Source organism: Chryseobacterium sp. JUb7 (genome assembly GCF_024806495.1).
In the GTDB taxonomy this organism is placed as follows: domain Bacteria; phylum Bacteroidota; class Bacteroidia; order Flavobacteriales; family Weeksellaceae; genus Chryseobacterium.
In genome coordinates this window covers 151,694-169,098 of record NZ_JANUFF010000004.1, presented here as the reverse complement: position 1 = coordinate 169,098, position 17,405 = coordinate 151,694, and the positions used below count along the sequence as shown (strand labels likewise).

The following is a 17,405-nucleotide window of genomic DNA, read 5'->3' as shown; positions in this document are numbered from 1 at the left end:
CCAAAGGCTCGCCGAAACTTATTTTAAATTCAACAAAGAGAATTAAGCATTAAATTTTTCTGCAAATTCCTTTGCAAACTCTTCCAGCTTAATCTCTCCATTAACTACAGAACCATGCTCAATAAAATCCTTCTGTACGACACCTGTTCTGATTCCTAGACCCATTTCCGTGTACAATTCTGCAATTTCCTGTGGGAGACCAGCCTGTAACATTCCGTTTAAAGAATCTTCATCTTTAAATTCAACCCATGGAAGTTCAGTTTTTCCGATAGCATTTCCAAAAACTTTAGCAAAATCACTTCCGGAACGAACATCACTCACGATATATTTTACCGTTTTACCTTCAGAAATTTTTGTTAACTCTCCAGCTGCGGCTTTCGCAATATCTTTCGGATGAACCAATGGAATTTCTGCATTTTCAGGGAAATTGCTGCCAATAATTCCTGCGTTTTTAACTAATGGAATATCGTTGAAGAAATTAATATAGAAATATCCGGCTCTCAAGAAAGTAACAGATGTATTTTCCAATTCATGGTAGAATTTTTCAATGAAATGAAGCCCTTTAATTGGACCGTTTTCAACTGGAGATTCTACACCAATACTGCTTAACATAACTACTTTTTTTAAACCGGTCTGTTTAACAGCTTCAGCATAGTTTTTTCCTGCATTAATGGTGTTTTCGACAATATTTTCAAATCCCATATTGGGTGGAGTCATCAAAAATGCGGCGTCATTCCCTTTAAAAGTTTCAATTAAGAAATTTTGATCTGTAATTGAACCAATTGCTGCTTTTGCGCCTAAACTTTCAATTTCATTTTTTTTAGATTCATTACTGCTGATAACGGTGATATCATGTCCTTCTGCAATTAATTGTTCTGCAAGAGGTTTTGCTACATTTCCTAATGATCCTGTGATGATAATTTTCATAATAATTTTTATTTTTTTGTTGATAAATATTTTTTATTTCCTGATACAAAGGTATATTTGTACTTACTTTTATACAAGTACTTACCCTAAAGTATGTATTATGGCAGCAATTAAAGAAAGTTCAACAATCCAGCAAAATAAAAAATATGCGCTCGATTCTTGTCCCGTAACGTATGTGATGGAAAAGATAGGAGGCTTTTGGAAACCTATTATCTTATATCATCTTTCAAACGGTGATAAAAGATATAGCGAATTGAAACGTGCTATCCCAGCCGTAACAGAAAAGATGTTGATTCAGCATTTAAAACAACTGGAAAATGACGGATTGGTGATAAGAACCGCAAAACCGGTTGTTCCACCTCACGTAACCTATGAGCTAAGTGAGGCCGGAAAAGGTTTAATCCCGGTCATTCATTCAATGGCAGAATGGGCGTTTAAAGATATGGAAGGCAAATATGAATTAATGTAACAATTTAAAAATAGACCAATATGACAATTTATTTTTCCTAAACCTAAATCCTAATAAATAAAAAAGACTCCCAAAAATGAGAGTCTTAGTTAAAAATATACGAAGAATTACAAAGATTTCATATCAATTACAAAACGATATTTCACATCGCTTTTCAGCATTCTTTCATATGCATTGTTGATGTCCTGAATTTTAATTAATTCAATATCAGAAACAATATTATTTTTTCCGCAGAAATCTAGCATTTCCTGAGTTTCGGCGATACCTCCGATCAACGATCCTGCAACAGAACGACGTTGGAAAATCATTGGTCTTGTGCTTGGAAATTCATTTTCGAATTCCCCTACAAAACCTACCAAAACCAAAGTTCCGTTCAATGCAACAGTCTGCATATAAGGATTGATGTCGTGCTCATAAGGAACAGTGTCGATAATGACGTCGAATTTCGCTTTCACAGCATCCATTTGCTCCTGTTCAGTAGAAATTATCACGTGATCGGCACCTAATTTCTTCGCATCTTCCGTTTTTCCCGGAGTTCTTGAAAATAAAGTCACTTCAGCTCCCAAACCTTTTGCTAATTTGATGGCCATGTGTCCCAAACCTCCTAAACCAACTACGGCAACTTGAGAGTTCGGGCCAACATTCCAGTGTCTCAAAGGTGACCAAGTTGTGATTCCTGCACAAAGAAGGGGGGCAACTGCTGCCAAATCTAGATTTTCAGGAACGCTTAGAACAAATCCTTCGTCTACAACAACTTTTTGAGAATAGCCTCCAAAAGTATGACCTCCCAAATGTTTGTCTTTTCCGTTATAAGTTCCTGTAAATCCGTTTTCGCAATATTGTTCCAAATCATGTTTACAGCTATCACAATGTCCGCAAGAATCTACCATACAGCCAACTGCTGCTAAATCTCCAACTTTAAATTTAGAAACCTCGCTTCCAACATTCGTGATTCTTCCTACGATTTCGTGTCCTGGAACAACAGGGTACAAAGATCCGCCCCAGTCATTTCTCGCTGTGTGAAGATCCGAGTGGCAAACTCCGCAATATAGAATTTCAATTTCTACATCTTTCGTTGTTACTTCTCTTCTTTCGATATTAATTTCCGCTAAATCTGCTGTTTTAGATTCTGCGCCGTAAGCTTTTACTGTGAGTGTGCCCATTTGCTTTTTTAATTTAAGTGTTAATTAATTTTAGTCTGAAATATATTTGTGATAAAGAATTTTTTTGAAATCAAGTTGTTTTGAATTTACGATTAAAATTGATTTCATCGGATGAAAAATTTCTATCACGGGTACAAAAGTCGAAACTTTTGGATAAACTCAACTTATATAAATTACGGAAAGATTTACCAATTTTACCGACACCTTAAAATGTCAATTTAGAAAGTGGTAATTTTGAATAGAAATAAAAATGTACGTCATGGAAAATCAGGTGGTTGAAATTTATAATAGTGTCTCGGAATACAATAAAATGGCGAATCATGAAACCCTGCATCCGCTGGTAAGCGTGATTGATTTTTCTAAATCAGATCCTATTTGCCAGCATTTAAGAACGTTTGGTTTTTATACCGTCTTTTTGAAAGATGTGATGTGCGGAGACATGATCTACGGAAAAAACAGCTACGATTATCAGGAAGGGACGTTGGTTTTTATTGCGCCCGGACAGACCTATGGAATTTACAATAAAGATAAATTTATACAACCCGCAGGTTTTGCTTTAATTTTTCATCCGGATTTATTGAAAGGGACTAATTTGGGCAAAAATATCAAAGACTATAATTTCTTTTCTTACGATGTTCATGAGGCGCTGCATCTTTCAGAAAAAGAAAGGGAAATTATTCTGGAATGTTTTAAGAATATCAAGCATGAGCTCGGGCAAGCGATTGACAAGCACAGTAAATCGTTAATTGTCAACAATATTGAATTGTTCCTAAATTATTGTATGCGTTTTTATGACCGTCAGTTTATTACAAGAGATCATATTAACCAAGGGGTTATCGGAAAATTTGAAAATTTACTGAATGATTATTTAAAGTCTGACAAACCTAAAAATATAGGCTTTCCGATGGTCAATTATTTTGCTGAACAGCTTAACCTTTCGGCGAATTATTTTGGAGATATCATTAAAAAAGAATTGGGCGTTTCCGCTCAGGAATTTATTCACAATAAACTGATTGATGTCGCAAAAGATCAGATTTTCGATCCTGCAAAAAAATCGATCAGTGAAATTTCTTATGATTTAGGATTTAAATATCCACAGCATTTTACGAGATTGTTCAAAAGTAAAGTAGGCGTATCTCCGAGTGAGTATAAAGCTTTGAATTAATTTTTAATATTAAAAAAAATATTCGGGCAGTTTGTCATTCTTAAAGAATCCAGGCATGAATCCTTCCATATTATGCTTAGATCTTTGCAGGGATGGGAAACTCTGAAAATAGATTTGTAGAGAACTTATGTTTTCTTACTTTGCAGTTTAATAATAAACCTAAATGATTAAGGGGTTGGTCTTTGAGATTTTCGTACTTGAAAAAATATAAAATAATTGTGTTTAAATGAAACGAAAAAATTCATAAATTTAATATGAAAAAATAAATTTTGTTTTGGGATGACAACACAGCAAAATATAGGAACTCATACATTTTACACGCCATTCGGTAAAATTTTAGCTTTAAGAGAAAATGGAGTCATTAAAGCTAAAAGTATTCGCTATGCCCGTTCGGAAAGATATAAAATGCCAATCCCTCTGGAATCTTTAGAATCATATGAAATTTTAGATAAAACACCAGTTTGTCCACAACATATCAGTCCGCTTTTGGAAAGATTAATTGGGAAAACGGACGTCGAAAACTTCCAGCCTGATGAATCTCCTCAATATTTAACGATTACGCGACCTGAAAAATTTAATGAAAATGAAAAATTACCCGTTGTAGTTTGGATTCACGGTGGTTCGTACGAAATTGGCTGTGGTGATCTCCCGACTTCCGATCCTACACTTTGGGTGAAAGAACAAAATATTATCGTGGTCTCCATTTCCTATCGTCTCGGACTTTTCGGATTTCTCGGAGGTGATGAAAGCAGACCTGCCAATCTCGGTTTATTTGATATTATAGAATCCCTGAAATGGATAAAAAGAAATATTGTTAATTTTGGTGGGGATGCTGAAAATATTACTCTTTTCGGGCAGTCTTCCGGGGGCGATGCGATTGCGCATTTAATGATTTCTGAGGGGGTGGATAACTTATTTCAAAGAGCTATTATTCACAGCGCACCGCTAGGATTTCGCCTTAAAAGAAGCAAAATGTCTCTTGATTTTTTCCAAAAAACAGAATTATTAAAAGATGAGGTTGATGCATTGAAAATGACCGAAAGCTATGCGGAATTTTTACCGTCATTTATGAAATATGGATTAAAAACTTCTATGCCTTTTTGTACACAATATGGATATCCGCCTTTATGCAAAGAAGAGGAAAGCCTCCCAAAATGGAAAGAAAATGCAAAAAAATATGATGTATTAATTGGGCTTAATAATGACGAAACAGCTTTCTATGTAAAAACTGCAGAAGAAGGACTGTATACCTATTTTCACGAAAAAATTCTTAATAAAATCGTTCGGAAAACAACAGAATCTATTTATGAAAAGCCAACCGATATTTTTGCTCAAAACTATAAAGAAGGTGGAGGGAATATTTATCAGTTTAAAATTCATTCCAAACTAAAAAACAATTATATAGGAGCTTCCCATTGCGTCGATCTTCCTTTGATTTTCGAAAACGAATCTGCATGGAAAAACTCAGGATTGTTAAAAGATATCCCATGGAATCATATTCAGGAAAACGGAAAGAAAATGCGCTCTCTTTGGGCAGAATTTGCCCGTACCGGAAAAATCTCAGACCATTCGGAAAGACCAGAGATTCTTGAACTCCGAAAAATTTAACTGACATAAAAAATGCTTCTCGAAGTTGATCATCCTGTAGGAATCCAGACGTAGTATTACAGATTAAATTATAAAACCTTTACTTAGATTCCTACAGAGAGACAAACATTGTTATAAGTGTATATCTAACTTCCTGCTTCCAACTTTCGTCTTCCAGTCCAAAAATTACTCAGCAATCCAAACGCTCACATTTCCGGCAGGAACAGGGAAATTTCCCCAGCCTTTCTCATCTATAGTTACTTTATCCTCTGATCTTTTTAATAGGTCGTAAAAGATTTTTCCGATATATTTTTCACCCATTTCCATAGGTTTTTCGTAAGCATCTTTATTGCTAAGAACCACGGCACAGCCAGAATGTTCTTCATCTCCTTCGCGCACCCATCCAAGACAGTTGGCGTCTTCAAAATAATCTTTTTGTTCACCGTAGGCATAATCTTTTCTCGCTTTCAGGAGCTCTTCAATTCCGTCTATTTTATTCAAAAAAATCTCCTGATCATTGCCTTCTCTGTCTTTATCAATATAATGAGCACCATACAGATCGGGATAGAAAACGCAGGGATAACCATCTTTTCTCAGCAGAATAAGGGCATAAGCAATAGGCTTAAACCATTCTTCTACCGGAGCTTCAAGATCCTGTAAAGGCTGAGTATCATGATTATCTACCAAACTTACCGAATGTAAAGGATCTGCCTGGGTCAGCGTTTCTTCAAGAATTCGTCTTAAGTCATAGGATCCTCCTTCCTTAGAGGCGGTATGGAAATTATTTTGCAGGGAACTGTCAAACAGACTCATACAGCCTTCCGTAACATCAATATATTTTTGAAGAAGATTCAAATATCCGGGAGCCCAATATTCGCCCACCGCAAAAATATTTTTCCCTGAATTGGAGCGGAGCAAGGTAAGCCATTCTTTATAAAAATCGAAAGAGATATGTTTTAAAGCATCGAGTCTTACCCCATCAAAATCTGTTTGGTCAAAATACCATTTAGCCCAGTTATTAAGTTCTTCGCGAACATGAGGATTGCGGTGCTCAATGTCGTTATACATCAGATAATCATAATTTCCTTTCTCATCATCAATCATTTCTTCCCAGTCATCTCCATATTCAGACTGGATTTTGAAAATATGGGAATCCATTCCTTCGGCATAATCAACACCGCTGAAACAGGTGAAATTCCATTCAAAATCAGAATATTTTTTGCCTCTTCCAGGAAAAGTAAATTTAGTATAAGATTCTATTTCAATAATATCGGAGATTACTTTCTCCCGGTTATTTTCATCAACTTTTACCGCTTTGAATTTTTCCAGTTCATCGCCACCGGCTTTATGTCCTAAAACAATATCAACAATAATCTGGATATTCTTTTCTTTTAAAGCTTTAATGGCTTTGGTATAATCGTCCTTGGTCCCGTATTTTGTCGGAGTAGTCCCTTTTTGATCGAACTCGCCTAAATCAAACAGATCATAAGCATCATATCCAATAGAAAAGCCTCCATTTGTCCCTTTGTATGCTGGTGGAAACCAAACGGATGTGATTCCGAGCTCTGATAAATATTCTGCCTGTTTTTCGGCTTCTTTCCATAATTTTCCATCTCCTTCCGAATACCAGTGGAAAAATTGAATCATCGTTTGGTTCATAAATTTTTGAATTTGGTTACTACAATGTAGTGAAAAAAAACAATTTATTGGTCCTCAAATTCTTTGAACGGAATTTTTAGTTGAACAGAGACCTGCTTTTTTTCTTCCGTATTAAGATGGGAAAGGGATAATCCTAATAGACGAACAGGTTTATCAAAGGGACGGAGTTCCCAAAGTTTTTTTCCGGTGTTGAAATATTGTTGCGGTGATGCAAAATATTCTTCCTTAGTCATACTTCTGGTAAAGAGTGAAAAGTCTTTATATTTAATTTTTAAGGTTAAAGTTCGGCCTAGGATATTATTTTTCTGAAGTCTCTGATGAAGTTCTTCACTCAGGCTTTCTATTTTTTCATTAACCTGTTGCTCATCAAAAAGATCTTCAAAGAAAGTCCTTTCTACGGCTACACTTTTTTGAATACGATGAGGTTTGACTTCTGAATTATGAATTCCCCGAACCACATTGTAATAATAGGCACCCGATTTTCCAAACATTCTTGTGAGGTCCTCAATAGATCTTTTCTTTAAATCTTTTCCTTTATAAATCCCTAAACTAAACATTTTGTTAGCTGTAACTTTCCCTACGCCGTAAAATTTTTCGACAGGCAGTTCTTCCAGAAAACCTTCAATTTTATATGGATGAATGGTTTTTTGCCCATTCGGTTTATTGATATCTGAAGCTACTTTTGCTAAAAACTTATTAATTGAAATTCCGGCAGAAGCAGTGAGACCTGTCTCTTCAAAAATTTTTTGACGGATTTCTTTCGCTATCTGATTGGCAGATTCTATTCCTTTTTTATTTTCAGTGACATCAAGATAGGCTTCATCTAAAGAAAGAGGCTCAACAAGGTCTGTGTATTCATGGAAAATCTCACGGATTTTTCTCGAAATTTCTTTATAGCGTGGAAATCGGGGGGGAACAAAAATCAGATGCGGGCATTTTTCTTTTGCTGTTTTACTGGGCATGGCAGAACGAACACCAAATTTCCGGGCTTCATAACTCGCTGCCGAAACAACCCCGCGGTGTCCGCCGCCCACGGCAATGGGCTTCCCTCTCAGTGCAGGATTATCATACTGTTCCACGGAGGCATAAAATGCATCCATATCAACATGAATTATTTTGCGGATAGGAAAAGAAGAATCCATACCGCAAAGATATGGATTCCTGTATTTTTAATGATTGAATTTATTAAGCTTTCAGTCTCATGGTAAGAAGAAGAGGCTCAAAGCCTGCTTTTTCATAAGCTTTTACTGCAGATTCATTTTGATCGTAAACGTCCAGTCTGATTTCCGAAATACCTTTCTCTTTTATCCAGTCTGTTAAATTGTCTATAATCAGCTGATTAATTCCTTTTCCCCGATGTTCAGGCTTTACAAACATAAAACCGAGATAGCCGTATTCTCTGAATTGAGTATAGTTTTTTTCAGATTGTTTAATAAGGGCATAGCCTGAGGCGATAATTTCATTATTATTCCCTTCAACCACCACTAAACTTGCATCTGGAGAAAGAATGAGCGCATGAAGATCATAATAGTGAATTTCTCCGTCAATTAAAGTTTCATTGAAAGGTCTTTCTGAAGAAACAATTCCCTGCTCAAATTCTAAAAGGACTTTCAGATCTTGTTCTGTAGCTTCTCTTACGATCATCATCTATTTTAAAAGTTTATCAATCGTTGTCTGAATCTCAGGATCTTCCGGAGAAATAGCATAGTATTTTGCAATCGCAGATTTTTGATCAATAACCATGTATCTTGGAATCCAGTTAAGATCAATATAATTATTGAAGTCGTTTTTCCAGCCTGAAGCAAACCAGTAATTTTCTTTGTCTTTCATTTCAAATCTTTCCAGACTTTTATCGAAACCTTCTTTAGAACGGTCTAATGAAAGAAATACAAAATCGATATTTTTATTATTTACCTCCAATTCTTTTGCTTTTGGAAGAGCTTTTAAGCAGTCTCTGCACCATCCGGCCCAAAAATCGATCACTAAAACTTTTCCTTTATGCTGATCCAGAATTTGCTGTATCGTAATACTTTTTCCCTCTTCATTTTCAAGTTTTTGATTTAATGCTTCTTTGGAAAAACCTGTTTTAAGAACGGTCGGAAGCTTTTGTGAATAGCTTATTCCAAAGATTCCTATCATTAATAAGACTAATAACTTTCTCATATTTTCAATTTCATTTTATGCAAATCTAAACAATGAAACGCAATTAGGGATTGATTTCGTATGAATTAATGAAAATTTATGAAATTGATGTTTTCTATAAAAGATTACTGATAATTCTTCACAAGCCCTTTTACAAGAGTAATCACTTGAGGCATTGCTTTGTTGGCAGCATTCAGAACTTCTTCGTGGGAAACGGCAAAGGCAATATCCGGCCCGCCCAGATCTGTAATAATAGAGATCGCAAAAATATCCATTCCCATGTGCTTGGCTACAATTACTTCAGGAACAGTACTCATTCCGACCATATCACCACCGATTGCTTTAATCATTCCGTATTCTGCGGGGGTTTCAAAAGTAGGACCTTGCAGAGCAACGTATGTTCCCTGTTGAAATTTAATATTATTTTCTGAGGCCACCTGCCCGGCAACAGAAATCATTTTCCTGTTGTAAGGTTCGCTCATATCAACAAAACGAGGACCGAAAGAATCGATATTTTTTCCACGAAGAGGGTGCTCGGGCATCATATTGATGTGATCTTTCAAAATAACGATATCAGCAACACTGTAATGAGGATTGACCCCCCCGGATGCATTAGATAAAATCAGATTTTTAATTCCTAATAAATGAAAAACTCTGACCGGAAAAACAACAGTTTCTATAGAATGACCTTCATAATAGTGAAAACGACCACTCATCATCAACACTTTTTTTCCTTCGAGAATTCCGTAAATTAATTTTCCACCATGCCCCACAACAGTAGTCTGAGGAAAGTGCGGAATTTCAGGATATTCTAAGATATGAATGGCTTCTACTTCATCCTGTAATTTTCCTAATCCCGATCCCAGAACAATCGCAAAATCAGGCGTTTCTTTAATGATGTTTTTTATAAAATCTGCGGTCTGCTTAATTTTTTCTAACATAATCTAAGATAATTTGATTGAATTCTTCCTTTTTATCAATGATTACATTGATAGGCCAGTAGTAAACAATGTCTCTAAGATAGTCAAAAGTTTTAAGACGGACATAATCCTTTTCTGTCGTTAAGATTAATTTATATTCACCCAGTTTTTTATATTCAGCAATAATTTTTTTGATATCATCATCTGTAAAATTGTGATGATCCCTGAATTTTAAATGCTTCACTCTTTGAGAGAACTTTGCAAGATGGGTGAGTAAAGGTTTTGGATTGGCAATTCCTGTAATTAAAAGTATATCATAATAATTCAGGTTGTTGTCGGGAAGTATTTTTTCTCTTCCGTATACATTTTCGTCATATCCGATGGATGAAAAGAATACTTTTTGAGTACGGTCCGGTCTTATTCTCGAAACATAGTACTGTTTGGTTTCCTCTGTCAGTTCATCAGGACATTTGCTGACCATAATGATATCTGCTCTTCTTGATCCCGCTCTTGATTCTCTTAAATCTCCTCCGGGAAGAAGATGATCTTTAAAATAAGGATCATTAAAATCTGTCATCAGAATATTGAATCCTGGTTTGATGGCTCTGTGCTGCATGGCGTCATCCAATACCAGAACATCAAGATCCATATCATCAATCACTTTTTTGGCTCCGGGAACTCTGTCTTCAGAAACGGCGATCACAAAGCGGTTTTTGAAACGCTCAAACAGCTGCATGGCTTCATCGCCTACCATTTTGTAATTACTTTCGTAATTCGTTACAGCATAGCCTTTTGTGAGTCTTCCGTAACCGCGTGAAAGGACTCCCGTTCTGTAGTGTTTAGACAGGTATTGAGCGAGGTACATCACCATTGGCGATTTTCCGCTTCCGCCCACAGAAAGGTTGCCGACACAAATTATCGGAGTCTTGAATTTCGTTGATTTAAAAATTCCCAGATCATACATCGTGTTTCGGATACCCGTTACCATGTGATAACCGAGGGAAAAAGGATAGAGGTACCATCTTTTCATACGTTTGCAAAAATAGGAAATTTCACATGGATTTTACTTAATATGGTAGCGACTTTTCAACATTTATTTAAAAAAAATGATTATTGATTATCATTAAATTAAAGTATTTTTGTAGAGTTATTTTATTACATTGAGGTATTTTATTGAATTTTCCTACAACGGTAAAAATTATTTCGGCTATCAGATCCAGCCGAATGCTATTTCTGTGCAGGAAGAATTGGAAAAAGCACTTTCCACGATTTTAAGAGAGAAAATAAAAACAACGGGAGCAGGAAGAACGGATACAGGTGTTCATGCAAAGAAAATTTTTGCCCATTTTGATACTGAAAAAGTATTGAATGAAGATTTTACCCGCAGATTAAACAGTTTTCTTCCGGCTGATATTGCTGTAAAAAGAATTTTTGAGGTGAGAGATGATTTTCATGCGCGTTTTGATGCAACTTTCAGAACATATGAATATTATATTTCAATGGAAAAAAATCCCTTTACAGAAGAGTCGGCATGGCAACACTGGAGAAGACCTCTGGATATTGATAAAATGAATGAAGCCTGTAAAATTTTATTTGAATATGAGGATTTTACAAGTTTTGCAAAATTACATACCGACAACAAAACCAATCTCTGTAAAATGTATAAAGCAGAGTGGGCGCAAAATGGCAGCGAGCTGAAATTTACCGTTTCAGCGAATCGTTTTTTAAGAAATATGGTGCGGGCAATTGTGGGAACGATGGTAGAAATAGGTGCCGGGAAATTGAAGCCGGAAGATCTTCGGACGGTCATTGAAGATAAACACCGTAATTCTGCAGGAACCTCTGCGCCGGCGCATGGGTTATATCTGGTAGATGTGGGCTATGAATTTAATTAAATAAAACTAATAATATTATGATGTCAATCTTTATTCTGATTGGTGCTTACAGGTACTATGCAGAACTTGCCGAGAGGTTTGGAAAAACAAAATGGCAGCTGGGCCTGTTGGCTATTGGGATATATTTAGGCTTTCAGATCGTATTTCTTTTTTGCTACGGAATTTATCAGGGGCTTACCAATACTTATAACGAAAACAATTATACAGGCTTTTCTTTGGTTAATATAATAAGCTGGTTATTTGCGATTGGTGCTGTTTACGGTTTTTACAGAGTTTTGGAAAACAGATTTCGAAAAGAAACCTTAAAAAAACCTTCCCTGGAAATTGAAGAAATAGGAAGTAAAGAATGATAAATATATGATGGTGACCTGATGTTTCAAAGTCACCATTTTCATTTTCAATATAAAGCATAAACCATGGATGAGATCGAAAAATTAGCCTTTGCCCTCAATCATTTCGCAGGTCTTCCGGAAGAAGATTTTAAATTATCTGAAGACTGCTGGCTGCCTAAAAATTACAAAAAAGGAGATTTCTATAATCTTCGGGGAACCGTTTGTACCTATTTCGGATTTATTGTGGATGGCGTTTTCCGCTCTTATACGATAGATGAAAAAACAGGCGAAGAGAAGAATGTTTTTTTGTATTCAGCCAATGGTTTTGTCGTTTCTTTTAAAAGTTTTATTAATCAGATACCTTGTGATTATCATACGCAGGCTTTGACGGATGCTTCGATTATCTATATCCGTTATACCGATTTGCTGGCTTTGTATCATCAGTCGCACCGATGGGAAAAGTTTGGAAGACTTCTCGCACAGGAAGCTTTCAATATTACGATGTCAAGAATTGAAGGGTTTATCCTGAAATCCCCAGAAGAACGGTATTTAGATCTCATCAAGCAGCATCCTGATATTTTTAATAATGTTCCGCTGTATCATATTTCTTCTTATTTAGGGATCCAGGGACCTTCTCTGAGCAGAATCCGAAAAAGAATTTCGGGTAAGTAATACGATTTTAACCAAGGTTAAAATTATCCTCATCTTATTCGCGGAACTTTGTCTCATAATTTAAAACCAATAAAAATAAAAGTTATGAAAACAAAAACTATCGTATTAATTCATGGATTATTTGTGAACAATACAAGCTGGAAAGAATGGAAAACTTATTTTGAAGCTCAAGGCTACACCGTACACACTCCGGCAAATCCCGGACATAAAGGTGATCCTAAAGATCTGAAAAAGAATATTCCGTCAGATCTGAAAGAGGTAGGCTTCGATGATGTGGTAGATTATTTATCAAAATTTATCGATACGCTTCCTGAAAAGCCAATTGTGATCGGGCATTCGTTTGGCGGGCTGATGGTTCAGAAGTTAATTGATATGGGAAAAGCTGTTGCTGGGGTAAGCATTGACGGTGCTCCTCCAAAAAATGTGATCGCTCCTTTTTCTACGGTGAAAATTGTTTGGCCCGTGGTGAATTTCTTTAAAGGAAATACTGTATTTATGGGCTCAAAAGAATGGTACCATAAGGCATTTTTCAATAATTATTCAAAAGAAGAAAGCGACAGATTGTATGAAACGGTTGCTGCTCCTGAAAGTAGAAAACTGGCCAGAGATCCGTTATTCAAATCTTCTGCAAAACTGGACTTACATAAAGCTCATGAGCCACTACTGTTCATCGCCGGAGAAAGAGATCATATTTTTGCCGCCAATTTCTCAAGAAAAATTGCGGAAGCTTACAAAGACAAAAACAGCATTGTGGATTTTAAAGAATTTCCGGGAAGAAGCCATTTCATTGCAGGTGAAAAAAATTGGGAAGAAGTTGCAGGATATGTATTAGAGTGGCTTGCAAAAGTCAATTAATATACCTTTACATAGAATTGAAAAGAGACGGCTTTCGCGGAGCAGGTCTCTTTTTTTATCTGATATATCTGATGATGTCCAGAAGTGCTCCGATGTGGTTTCAGATATCTCGACTGAGGTTGTACAACCCCAAAATTGGGGTTCGGAACGTCAAATTCGATATTTCGGAAGTCAAATTTTGGGTTGCATAACGTCATTTTTTGTGTAAATAACCCCGTGAGAGGAGTTTTGGATGTAGTAAGATGGGTTCGAGACGTCAACGGAGGAGTTTGGGATGTCGAAATTTATATTTGAATTATATTTAAGAGATCCTTCGACTACACTCAGTATGATATTTCTAATACTAACTGCCTTTATGAGAGATTAATTTGTAGCGATGTCATCCTGAGCGGAGTCGAAGGACTTTTTATTAAAGCTTTATTATTGACTGGAAAAGCTCAAAGTCACTATTCAATAAAAATCAAAATCATCTATCTCATAAATAACACCGATCTGAATTTTTCATCAGGAATTCACAAAGTTGTAAAGGCGGAGAAATTAGAAAGTCTTATTTTTGCAGAGAATTTTATTTTAATTCTTTCTTCAATTCGTACAATGAAAAAACAAGATACCTGGGGGATTATTAAGAGGCTGTTCTTTATCGGGATGAAATTCCGTTCTTGGTTCATCTTTACTTTGATAATTTCCATTATACTGTCAATAGTTTCTACTTACAGACCTTATCTCACGATGGAAGTGGTGGATAATGATATTACAAAACTGCAGGACAAGGCTTTAATGATGAAGCATATCTACATTTTGGTAGGCTTGGTGTTTGCAGAAACTATTTTAAACTTTTTCTTAGTGTATTTTTCCAATTTCATCTCTCAGAATGTAATCAGAGATATCAGGGAAAGGCTTTATGCTAAACTTATTTACTTCAAAACTTCATTCTTTGATAAAACGCCTATCGGGCAGCTGGTCACAAGAGCAGTAGGTGATGTTGAAACTATTGCTACCGTTTATACAGACGGTTTCCTGATGGTTTTTGGGGATATTCTGAGAATCATTTTCGTGTTGATCATGATGTTCAGTACCGATGTTCATCTGAGTTATATCACATTGGCCATCTTACCTTTAATGGTAATGATTACAAGGTTTTTTCAAAAAAGATTAAAAAAAGCTTTTGGTGATGAAAGAAACTGGACGTCTACGCAGAACTCTTTTGTTCAGGAAAGATTGGCCGGGATGTCTATCATTCAGGTTTTCAACAGACAGGCATCTGAGTTTAAAAAATTTGATGATATTAATATTACGCTGAAGGGAGCATTATTGAGAACTGTATTTATTTTCTCATTATTCTTTCCGGTAGTTGAATTAATTTCTTCACTTTTTATAGGATTTATTCTTTTCTACGGAGGGTATATCACCATCAGTGCAGGAGTTGTGATTGCTTTTATACAGTATATTTCGATGCTGATTCGTCCTTTGAGACAGATTGCGGACCGATTTAACAACATTCAGAGGGGTATTGTGGGAGCAGAAAGAGTTTTAGGCTTAATGGATGAAGAAAATTCAATGCCGAATACAGGTGAAGTACAGAAAGATCATTTTGACGGAAAGATCGAATTTAAAAAAGTACATTTTGCATATGACGAAAAGCAGGAAGTACTGAAAGGGATTGATTTTAAAGTAAATCCGGGAGAAACAGTCGCAATTGTAGGAGCAACCGGAGCCGGGAAATCTACGATCATCAGCTTGATTACCCGACTTTATGATATTAATTCAGGAAATATTTTAATCGATGATGTAGATCTTAAAGATTACGAACTGTATAATTTAAGAAGTCATATAGGGGTTGTTTTACAGGATGTTTTTCTGTTTCATGGAAGTATTTTCGAGAACCTGGCGTTCGGAGATGAAACTATTACTCTGGAAAAAATAAAAGCGGGTGCCAGAGAAATTGAAGTTGACCAGTTTATCGAACAGCTTCCCGGAGGTTATGATTATGTGGTAAGCGAAAGAGGATCATCAATTTCTCTTGGTCAAAGACAGTTATTGTCTTTCCTGAGAGCCTATTTATCGGATCCTAAGATTTTAATTTTAGACGAAGCTACTTCTTCAATTGATCATGAAAGTGAAAAACTAATCCAGAGAGCGACAGAAAAAATTACTAAAAACAGAACTTCCATCATCATTGCACACCGACTTTCAACTATTGAAAAGGCGGATAAGATTATTGTAATGGAGCACGGTAAAATTGTAGAGGAAGGAAAACACCTGGAACTTCTTGATAAAAACGGATATTACGCAACATTATATAAAGCCCAGTTAAGACATGAAGTGGAAGTAGAGGAGGAAAGCCATAATTCTTAGGAATAATTTCCAAATCTTTTTTCTTTGCTATCATCATAAAAAACAACCTTGCCATCGTAAGGTTGTTTTTTTATCCGCTGTGAAAAGGAATTTTTAAAGTTATTTAGCTTTCAATATTTCCAGATTCTTTTCCTGTAATTTACTTACGTTAAAATACATGCCTGGAACTTTATATTTTCCTTTTTCAAACTCTAGATAATCGCATGTTCCGTCAAAACTCTGAGATTTATTTTCCAGCTGAAACATATTGAGGAGAACATATTCATGGGAAACAGCAATCACATGGAAAGCTGTTTCGCAATTCAGTCCGTCTCCCGAAGAAAGAATAGCTCCGAATAATCCGTGAAAATTCTCTGAAACTTTTTTGGCGGTGGCTTCATCACCTGATAAATGATACATATAGGCCAGATAGTTCATAGCACGAATATCTAACGGGTTTTCTTCCAATCCTTCACGGAAAGTCCGTATTGCTTTCGGAAGGTCCTCTTCCTTAAGTTCTACGGTCGCCTGATAATATTTTTTAAGCTCATCCGTTTTCTTCCTTCCGTTATAAGGATTGTAGTTTTTTTGTAAGGTTTGTCCAAAATATAAATGTCTGTATTGATTGGGCGTGATCAAAGTATCGTTCGCTTTCAGTCTTTCCAGAAGATGAGGATAATAGAATTCTGAATTTTTATCAGTAATAGCCTTTTTTATCAGGGTATAATCCGGGGCATGAAATTCTTTTTTCTGCGCGAAGGCAAAATTTGAAAAAACAATGATAAAAAAGAGAAGAAATTTACTATTCATGGTTAATACAAGCTTTTTTTATAGTCAACAAATGTACGTATTGTATAAGGATTAGAAATAAATAAGTGATTTTTTTTCAAAATAACATAAAAAATACACTAAACCCTTGTTTTTATGTTAAAGATTTATTAATTTTAATGGAAATTAAGCTTCATCCTCTATAAAATTGGTAGGGTGTTTGCATGAAAAGATATTTTTAACCCTAAAATCCAAAAAATATAAATGAATAACATTCAAGATGAATTCCACAGCTTTAAAGAGGAATTGAAAAAATTAAATATCGAAGTACAGAAAGTTGTAAAAGTAGGAAACGGAAGTATGGATTTCCATGAGGTTTTTTACAAATCTCCACGGTACGAAGAGGTGAAGAGTGTGTATGTACAGCGTCATAATCTGGATAATATCATTGAAAAGTTTAGACAAGCTTATCATTAAAATAAATAAATTGGCGGCTCAGATTCCCTGAGCCGCCAAT

At 35.7% G+C, this 17,405-nt stretch carries 18 protein-coding genes; 9 read left to right on the top strand and 9 right to left on the bottom strand.

Annotation, left to right across the window (positions count from 1 at the left end; all coding sequences use genetic code 11):
- Positions 1-42 precede the first annotated feature (42 nt).
- Positions 43-927 (bottom strand): SDR family oxidoreductase, encoded by an 885-nt coding sequence (locus tag M2373_RS09715; RefSeq protein ID WP_259110116.1) that lies wholly within the window; start codon positions 925-927, stop codon positions 43-45.
- Between the two features lie 100 nt (positions 928-1,027).
- Here M2373_RS09715 and M2373_RS09710 point away from each other — a divergent pair, with 100 nt between their 5' ends.
- Complete coding sequence (locus M2373_RS09710; protein ID WP_259110114.1) at positions 1,028-1,396, top strand: helix-turn-helix domain-containing protein; 369 nt, start codon at positions 1,028-1,030, stop codon at positions 1,394-1,396.
- Positions 1,397-1,503: 107 nt separating this feature from the next.
- Here the strand turns inward: M2373_RS09710 and M2373_RS09705 are convergent, their stop codons facing one another.
- A complete protein-coding gene (locus M2373_RS09705; RefSeq protein ID WP_259110112.1) occupies positions 1,504-2,559 on the bottom strand; it encodes an NAD(P)-dependent alcohol dehydrogenase in 1,056 nt (351 codons plus the stop codon).
- Between the two features lie 259 nt (positions 2,560-2,818).
- Here M2373_RS09705 and M2373_RS09700 point away from each other — a divergent pair, with 259 nt between their 5' ends.
- The gene (locus M2373_RS09700) at positions 2,819-3,724 is read left to right on the top strand and encodes an AraC family transcriptional regulator (protein WP_259110109.1); all 906 of its coding nucleotides are present in this window, start codon (positions 2,819-2,821) and stop codon (positions 3,722-3,724) included.
- A 279-nt stretch (positions 3,725-4,003) separates the two neighbouring features.
- Positions 4,004-5,332: a carboxylesterase family protein gene (locus M2373_RS09695; RefSeq protein ID WP_259110107.1), complete on the top strand. Its 1,329-nt coding sequence runs from the start codon at positions 4,004-4,006 to the stop codon at positions 5,330-5,332.
- 165 nt (positions 5,333-5,497) lie between these two features.
- Here M2373_RS09695 and M2373_RS09690 read toward each other — a convergent pair whose 3' ends face one another.
- From M2373_RS09690 to lpxK, 6 genes are all read right to left on the bottom strand, one after another.
- Positions 5,498-6,958, bottom strand: a complete 1,461-nt coding sequence (locus M2373_RS09690) for an alpha-amylase (RefSeq protein ID WP_259110104.1) — start codon at positions 6,956-6,958, stop codon at positions 5,498-5,500.
- 56 nt (positions 6,959-7,014) lie between these two features.
- Positions 7,015-8,112, bottom strand: coding sequence for a DNA polymerase IV (dinB, locus tag M2373_RS09685; protein WP_259110102.1), 1,098 nt, complete (start codon positions 8,110-8,112; stop codon positions 7,015-7,017).
- Between the two features lie 43 nt (positions 8,113-8,155).
- On the bottom strand, positions 8,156-8,617 hold the full coding sequence (locus tag M2373_RS09680) for a GNAT family N-acetyltransferase (RefSeq protein WP_259110099.1): 462 nt from the start codon (positions 8,615-8,617) through the stop codon (positions 8,156-8,158).
- Entirely contained in the window at positions 8,618-9,133 is a 516-nt protein-coding gene (locus M2373_RS09675; RefSeq protein WP_259110097.1) for a thioredoxin family protein, read from the bottom strand.
- A 104-nt stretch (positions 9,134-9,237) separates the two neighbouring features.
- Entirely contained in the window at positions 9,238-10,053 is an 816-nt protein-coding gene (locus M2373_RS09670; protein WP_259110094.1) for a purine-nucleoside phosphorylase, read from the bottom strand.
- Entirely contained in the window at positions 10,037-11,062 is a 1,026-nt protein-coding gene (gene lpxK, locus M2373_RS09665; protein ID WP_259110092.1) for a tetraacyldisaccharide 4'-kinase, read from the bottom strand. The genes M2373_RS09670 and lpxK overlap by 17 nt, the downstream gene beginning before the upstream one ends.
- Before the next feature lie 130 nt (positions 11,063-11,192).
- On the opposite strand from lpxK, the gene truA reads away from it, so the two are divergent.
- The 5 genes from truA to M2373_RS09640 all read left to right on the top strand — a co-directional run bounded on the left by truA (position 11,193) and on the right by M2373_RS09640 (position 16,141).
- Entirely contained in the window at positions 11,193-11,927 is a 735-nt protein-coding gene (gene truA / locus M2373_RS09660) for a tRNA pseudouridine(38-40) synthase TruA (protein ID WP_259110088.1), read from the top strand.
- A gap of 17 nt (positions 11,928-11,944) precedes the next feature.
- Complete coding sequence (locus M2373_RS09655; RefSeq protein WP_259110085.1) at positions 11,945-12,277, top strand: hypothetical protein; 333 nt, start codon at positions 11,945-11,947, stop codon at positions 12,275-12,277.
- A 66-nt stretch (positions 12,278-12,343) separates the two neighbouring features.
- Positions 12,344-12,931: a Crp/Fnr family transcriptional regulator gene (locus tag M2373_RS09650; RefSeq protein ID WP_259110083.1), complete on the top strand. Its 588-nt coding sequence runs from the start codon at positions 12,344-12,346 to the stop codon at positions 12,929-12,931.
- Between the two features lie 84 nt (positions 12,932-13,015).
- Entirely contained in the window at positions 13,016-13,786 is a 771-nt protein-coding gene (locus M2373_RS09645; RefSeq protein WP_259110080.1) for an alpha/beta hydrolase, read from the top strand.
- A 594-nt stretch (positions 13,787-14,380) separates the two neighbouring features.
- Entirely contained in the window at positions 14,381-16,141 is a 1,761-nt protein-coding gene (locus M2373_RS09640) for an ABC transporter ATP-binding protein (RefSeq protein ID WP_259110076.1), read from the top strand.
- A 99-nt stretch (positions 16,142-16,240) separates the two neighbouring features.
- Here M2373_RS09640 and M2373_RS09635 read toward each other — a convergent pair whose 3' ends face one another.
- Positions 16,241-16,930 (bottom strand): DUF4919 domain-containing protein, encoded by a 690-nt coding sequence (locus M2373_RS09635; RefSeq protein ID WP_259110074.1) that lies wholly within the window; start codon positions 16,928-16,930, stop codon positions 16,241-16,243.
- 222 nt (positions 16,931-17,152) lie between these two features.
- Between M2373_RS09635 and M2373_RS09630 the strand changes: the two genes are divergently transcribed.
- Positions 17,153-17,365 (top strand): hypothetical protein, encoded by a 213-nt coding sequence (locus M2373_RS09630; RefSeq protein ID WP_259110071.1) that lies wholly within the window; start codon positions 17,153-17,155, stop codon positions 17,363-17,365.
- The last annotated feature ends 40 nt before the right edge of the window (positions 17,366-17,405 follow it).

Excerpts from the sequence above, each read along its gene's own strand:
- M2373_RS09715 (WP_259110116.1), bottom strand. The coding sequence starts at position 927 with ATGAAAATTATCATCACAGGATCATTAGGAAATGTAGCAAAACCTCTT.
- M2373_RS09710 (WP_259110114.1), top strand. The coding sequence starts at position 1,028 with ATGGCAGCAATTAAAGAAAGTTCAACAATCCAGCAAAATAAAAAATAT.
- M2373_RS09705 (WP_259110112.1), bottom strand. The coding sequence starts at position 2,559 with ATGGGCACACTCACAGTAAAAGCTTACGGCGCAGAATCTAAAACAGCA.
- M2373_RS09700 (WP_259110109.1), top strand. The coding sequence starts at position 2,819 with ATGGAAAATCAGGTGGTTGAAATTTATAATAGTGTCTCGGAATACAAT.
- M2373_RS09695 (WP_259110107.1), top strand. The coding sequence starts at position 4,004 with ATGACAACACAGCAAAATATAGGAACTCATACATTTTACACGCCATTC.
- M2373_RS09690 (WP_259110104.1), bottom strand. The coding sequence starts at position 6,958 with ATGATTCAATTTTTCCACTGGTATTCGGAAGGAGATGGAAAATTATGG.
- dinB (WP_259110102.1), bottom strand. The coding sequence starts at position 8,112 with ATGGATTCTTCTTTTCCTATCCGCAAAATAATTCATGTTGATATGGAT.
- M2373_RS09680 (WP_259110099.1), bottom strand. The coding sequence starts at position 8,617 with ATGATGATCGTAAGAGAAGCTACAGAACAAGATCTGAAAGTCCTTTTA.
- M2373_RS09675 (WP_259110097.1), bottom strand. The coding sequence starts at position 9,133 with ATGAGAAAGTTATTAGTCTTATTAATGATAGGAATCTTTGGAATAAGC.
- M2373_RS09670 (WP_259110094.1), bottom strand. The coding sequence starts at position 10,053 with ATGTTAGAAAAAATTAAGCAGACCGCAGATTTTATAAAAAACATCATT.
- lpxK (WP_259110092.1), bottom strand. The coding sequence starts at position 11,062 with ATGAAAAGATGGTACCTCTATCCTTTTTCCCTCGGTTATCACATGGTA.
- M2373_RS09655 (WP_259110085.1), top strand. The coding sequence starts at position 11,945 with ATGATGTCAATCTTTATTCTGATTGGTGCTTACAGGTACTATGCAGAA.
- M2373_RS09650 (WP_259110083.1), top strand. The coding sequence starts at position 12,344 with ATGGATGAGATCGAAAAATTAGCCTTTGCCCTCAATCATTTCGCAGGT.
- M2373_RS09645 (WP_259110080.1), top strand. The coding sequence starts at position 13,016 with ATGAAAACAAAAACTATCGTATTAATTCATGGATTATTTGTGAACAAT.
- M2373_RS09640 (WP_259110076.1), top strand. The coding sequence starts at position 14,381 with ATGAAAAAACAAGATACCTGGGGGATTATTAAGAGGCTGTTCTTTATC.
- M2373_RS09635 (WP_259110074.1), bottom strand. The coding sequence starts at position 16,930 with ATGAATAGTAAATTTCTTCTCTTTTTTATCATTGTTTTTTCAAATTTT.
- M2373_RS09630 (WP_259110071.1), top strand. The coding sequence starts at position 17,153 with ATGAATAACATTCAAGATGAATTCCACAGCTTTAAAGAGGAATTGAAA.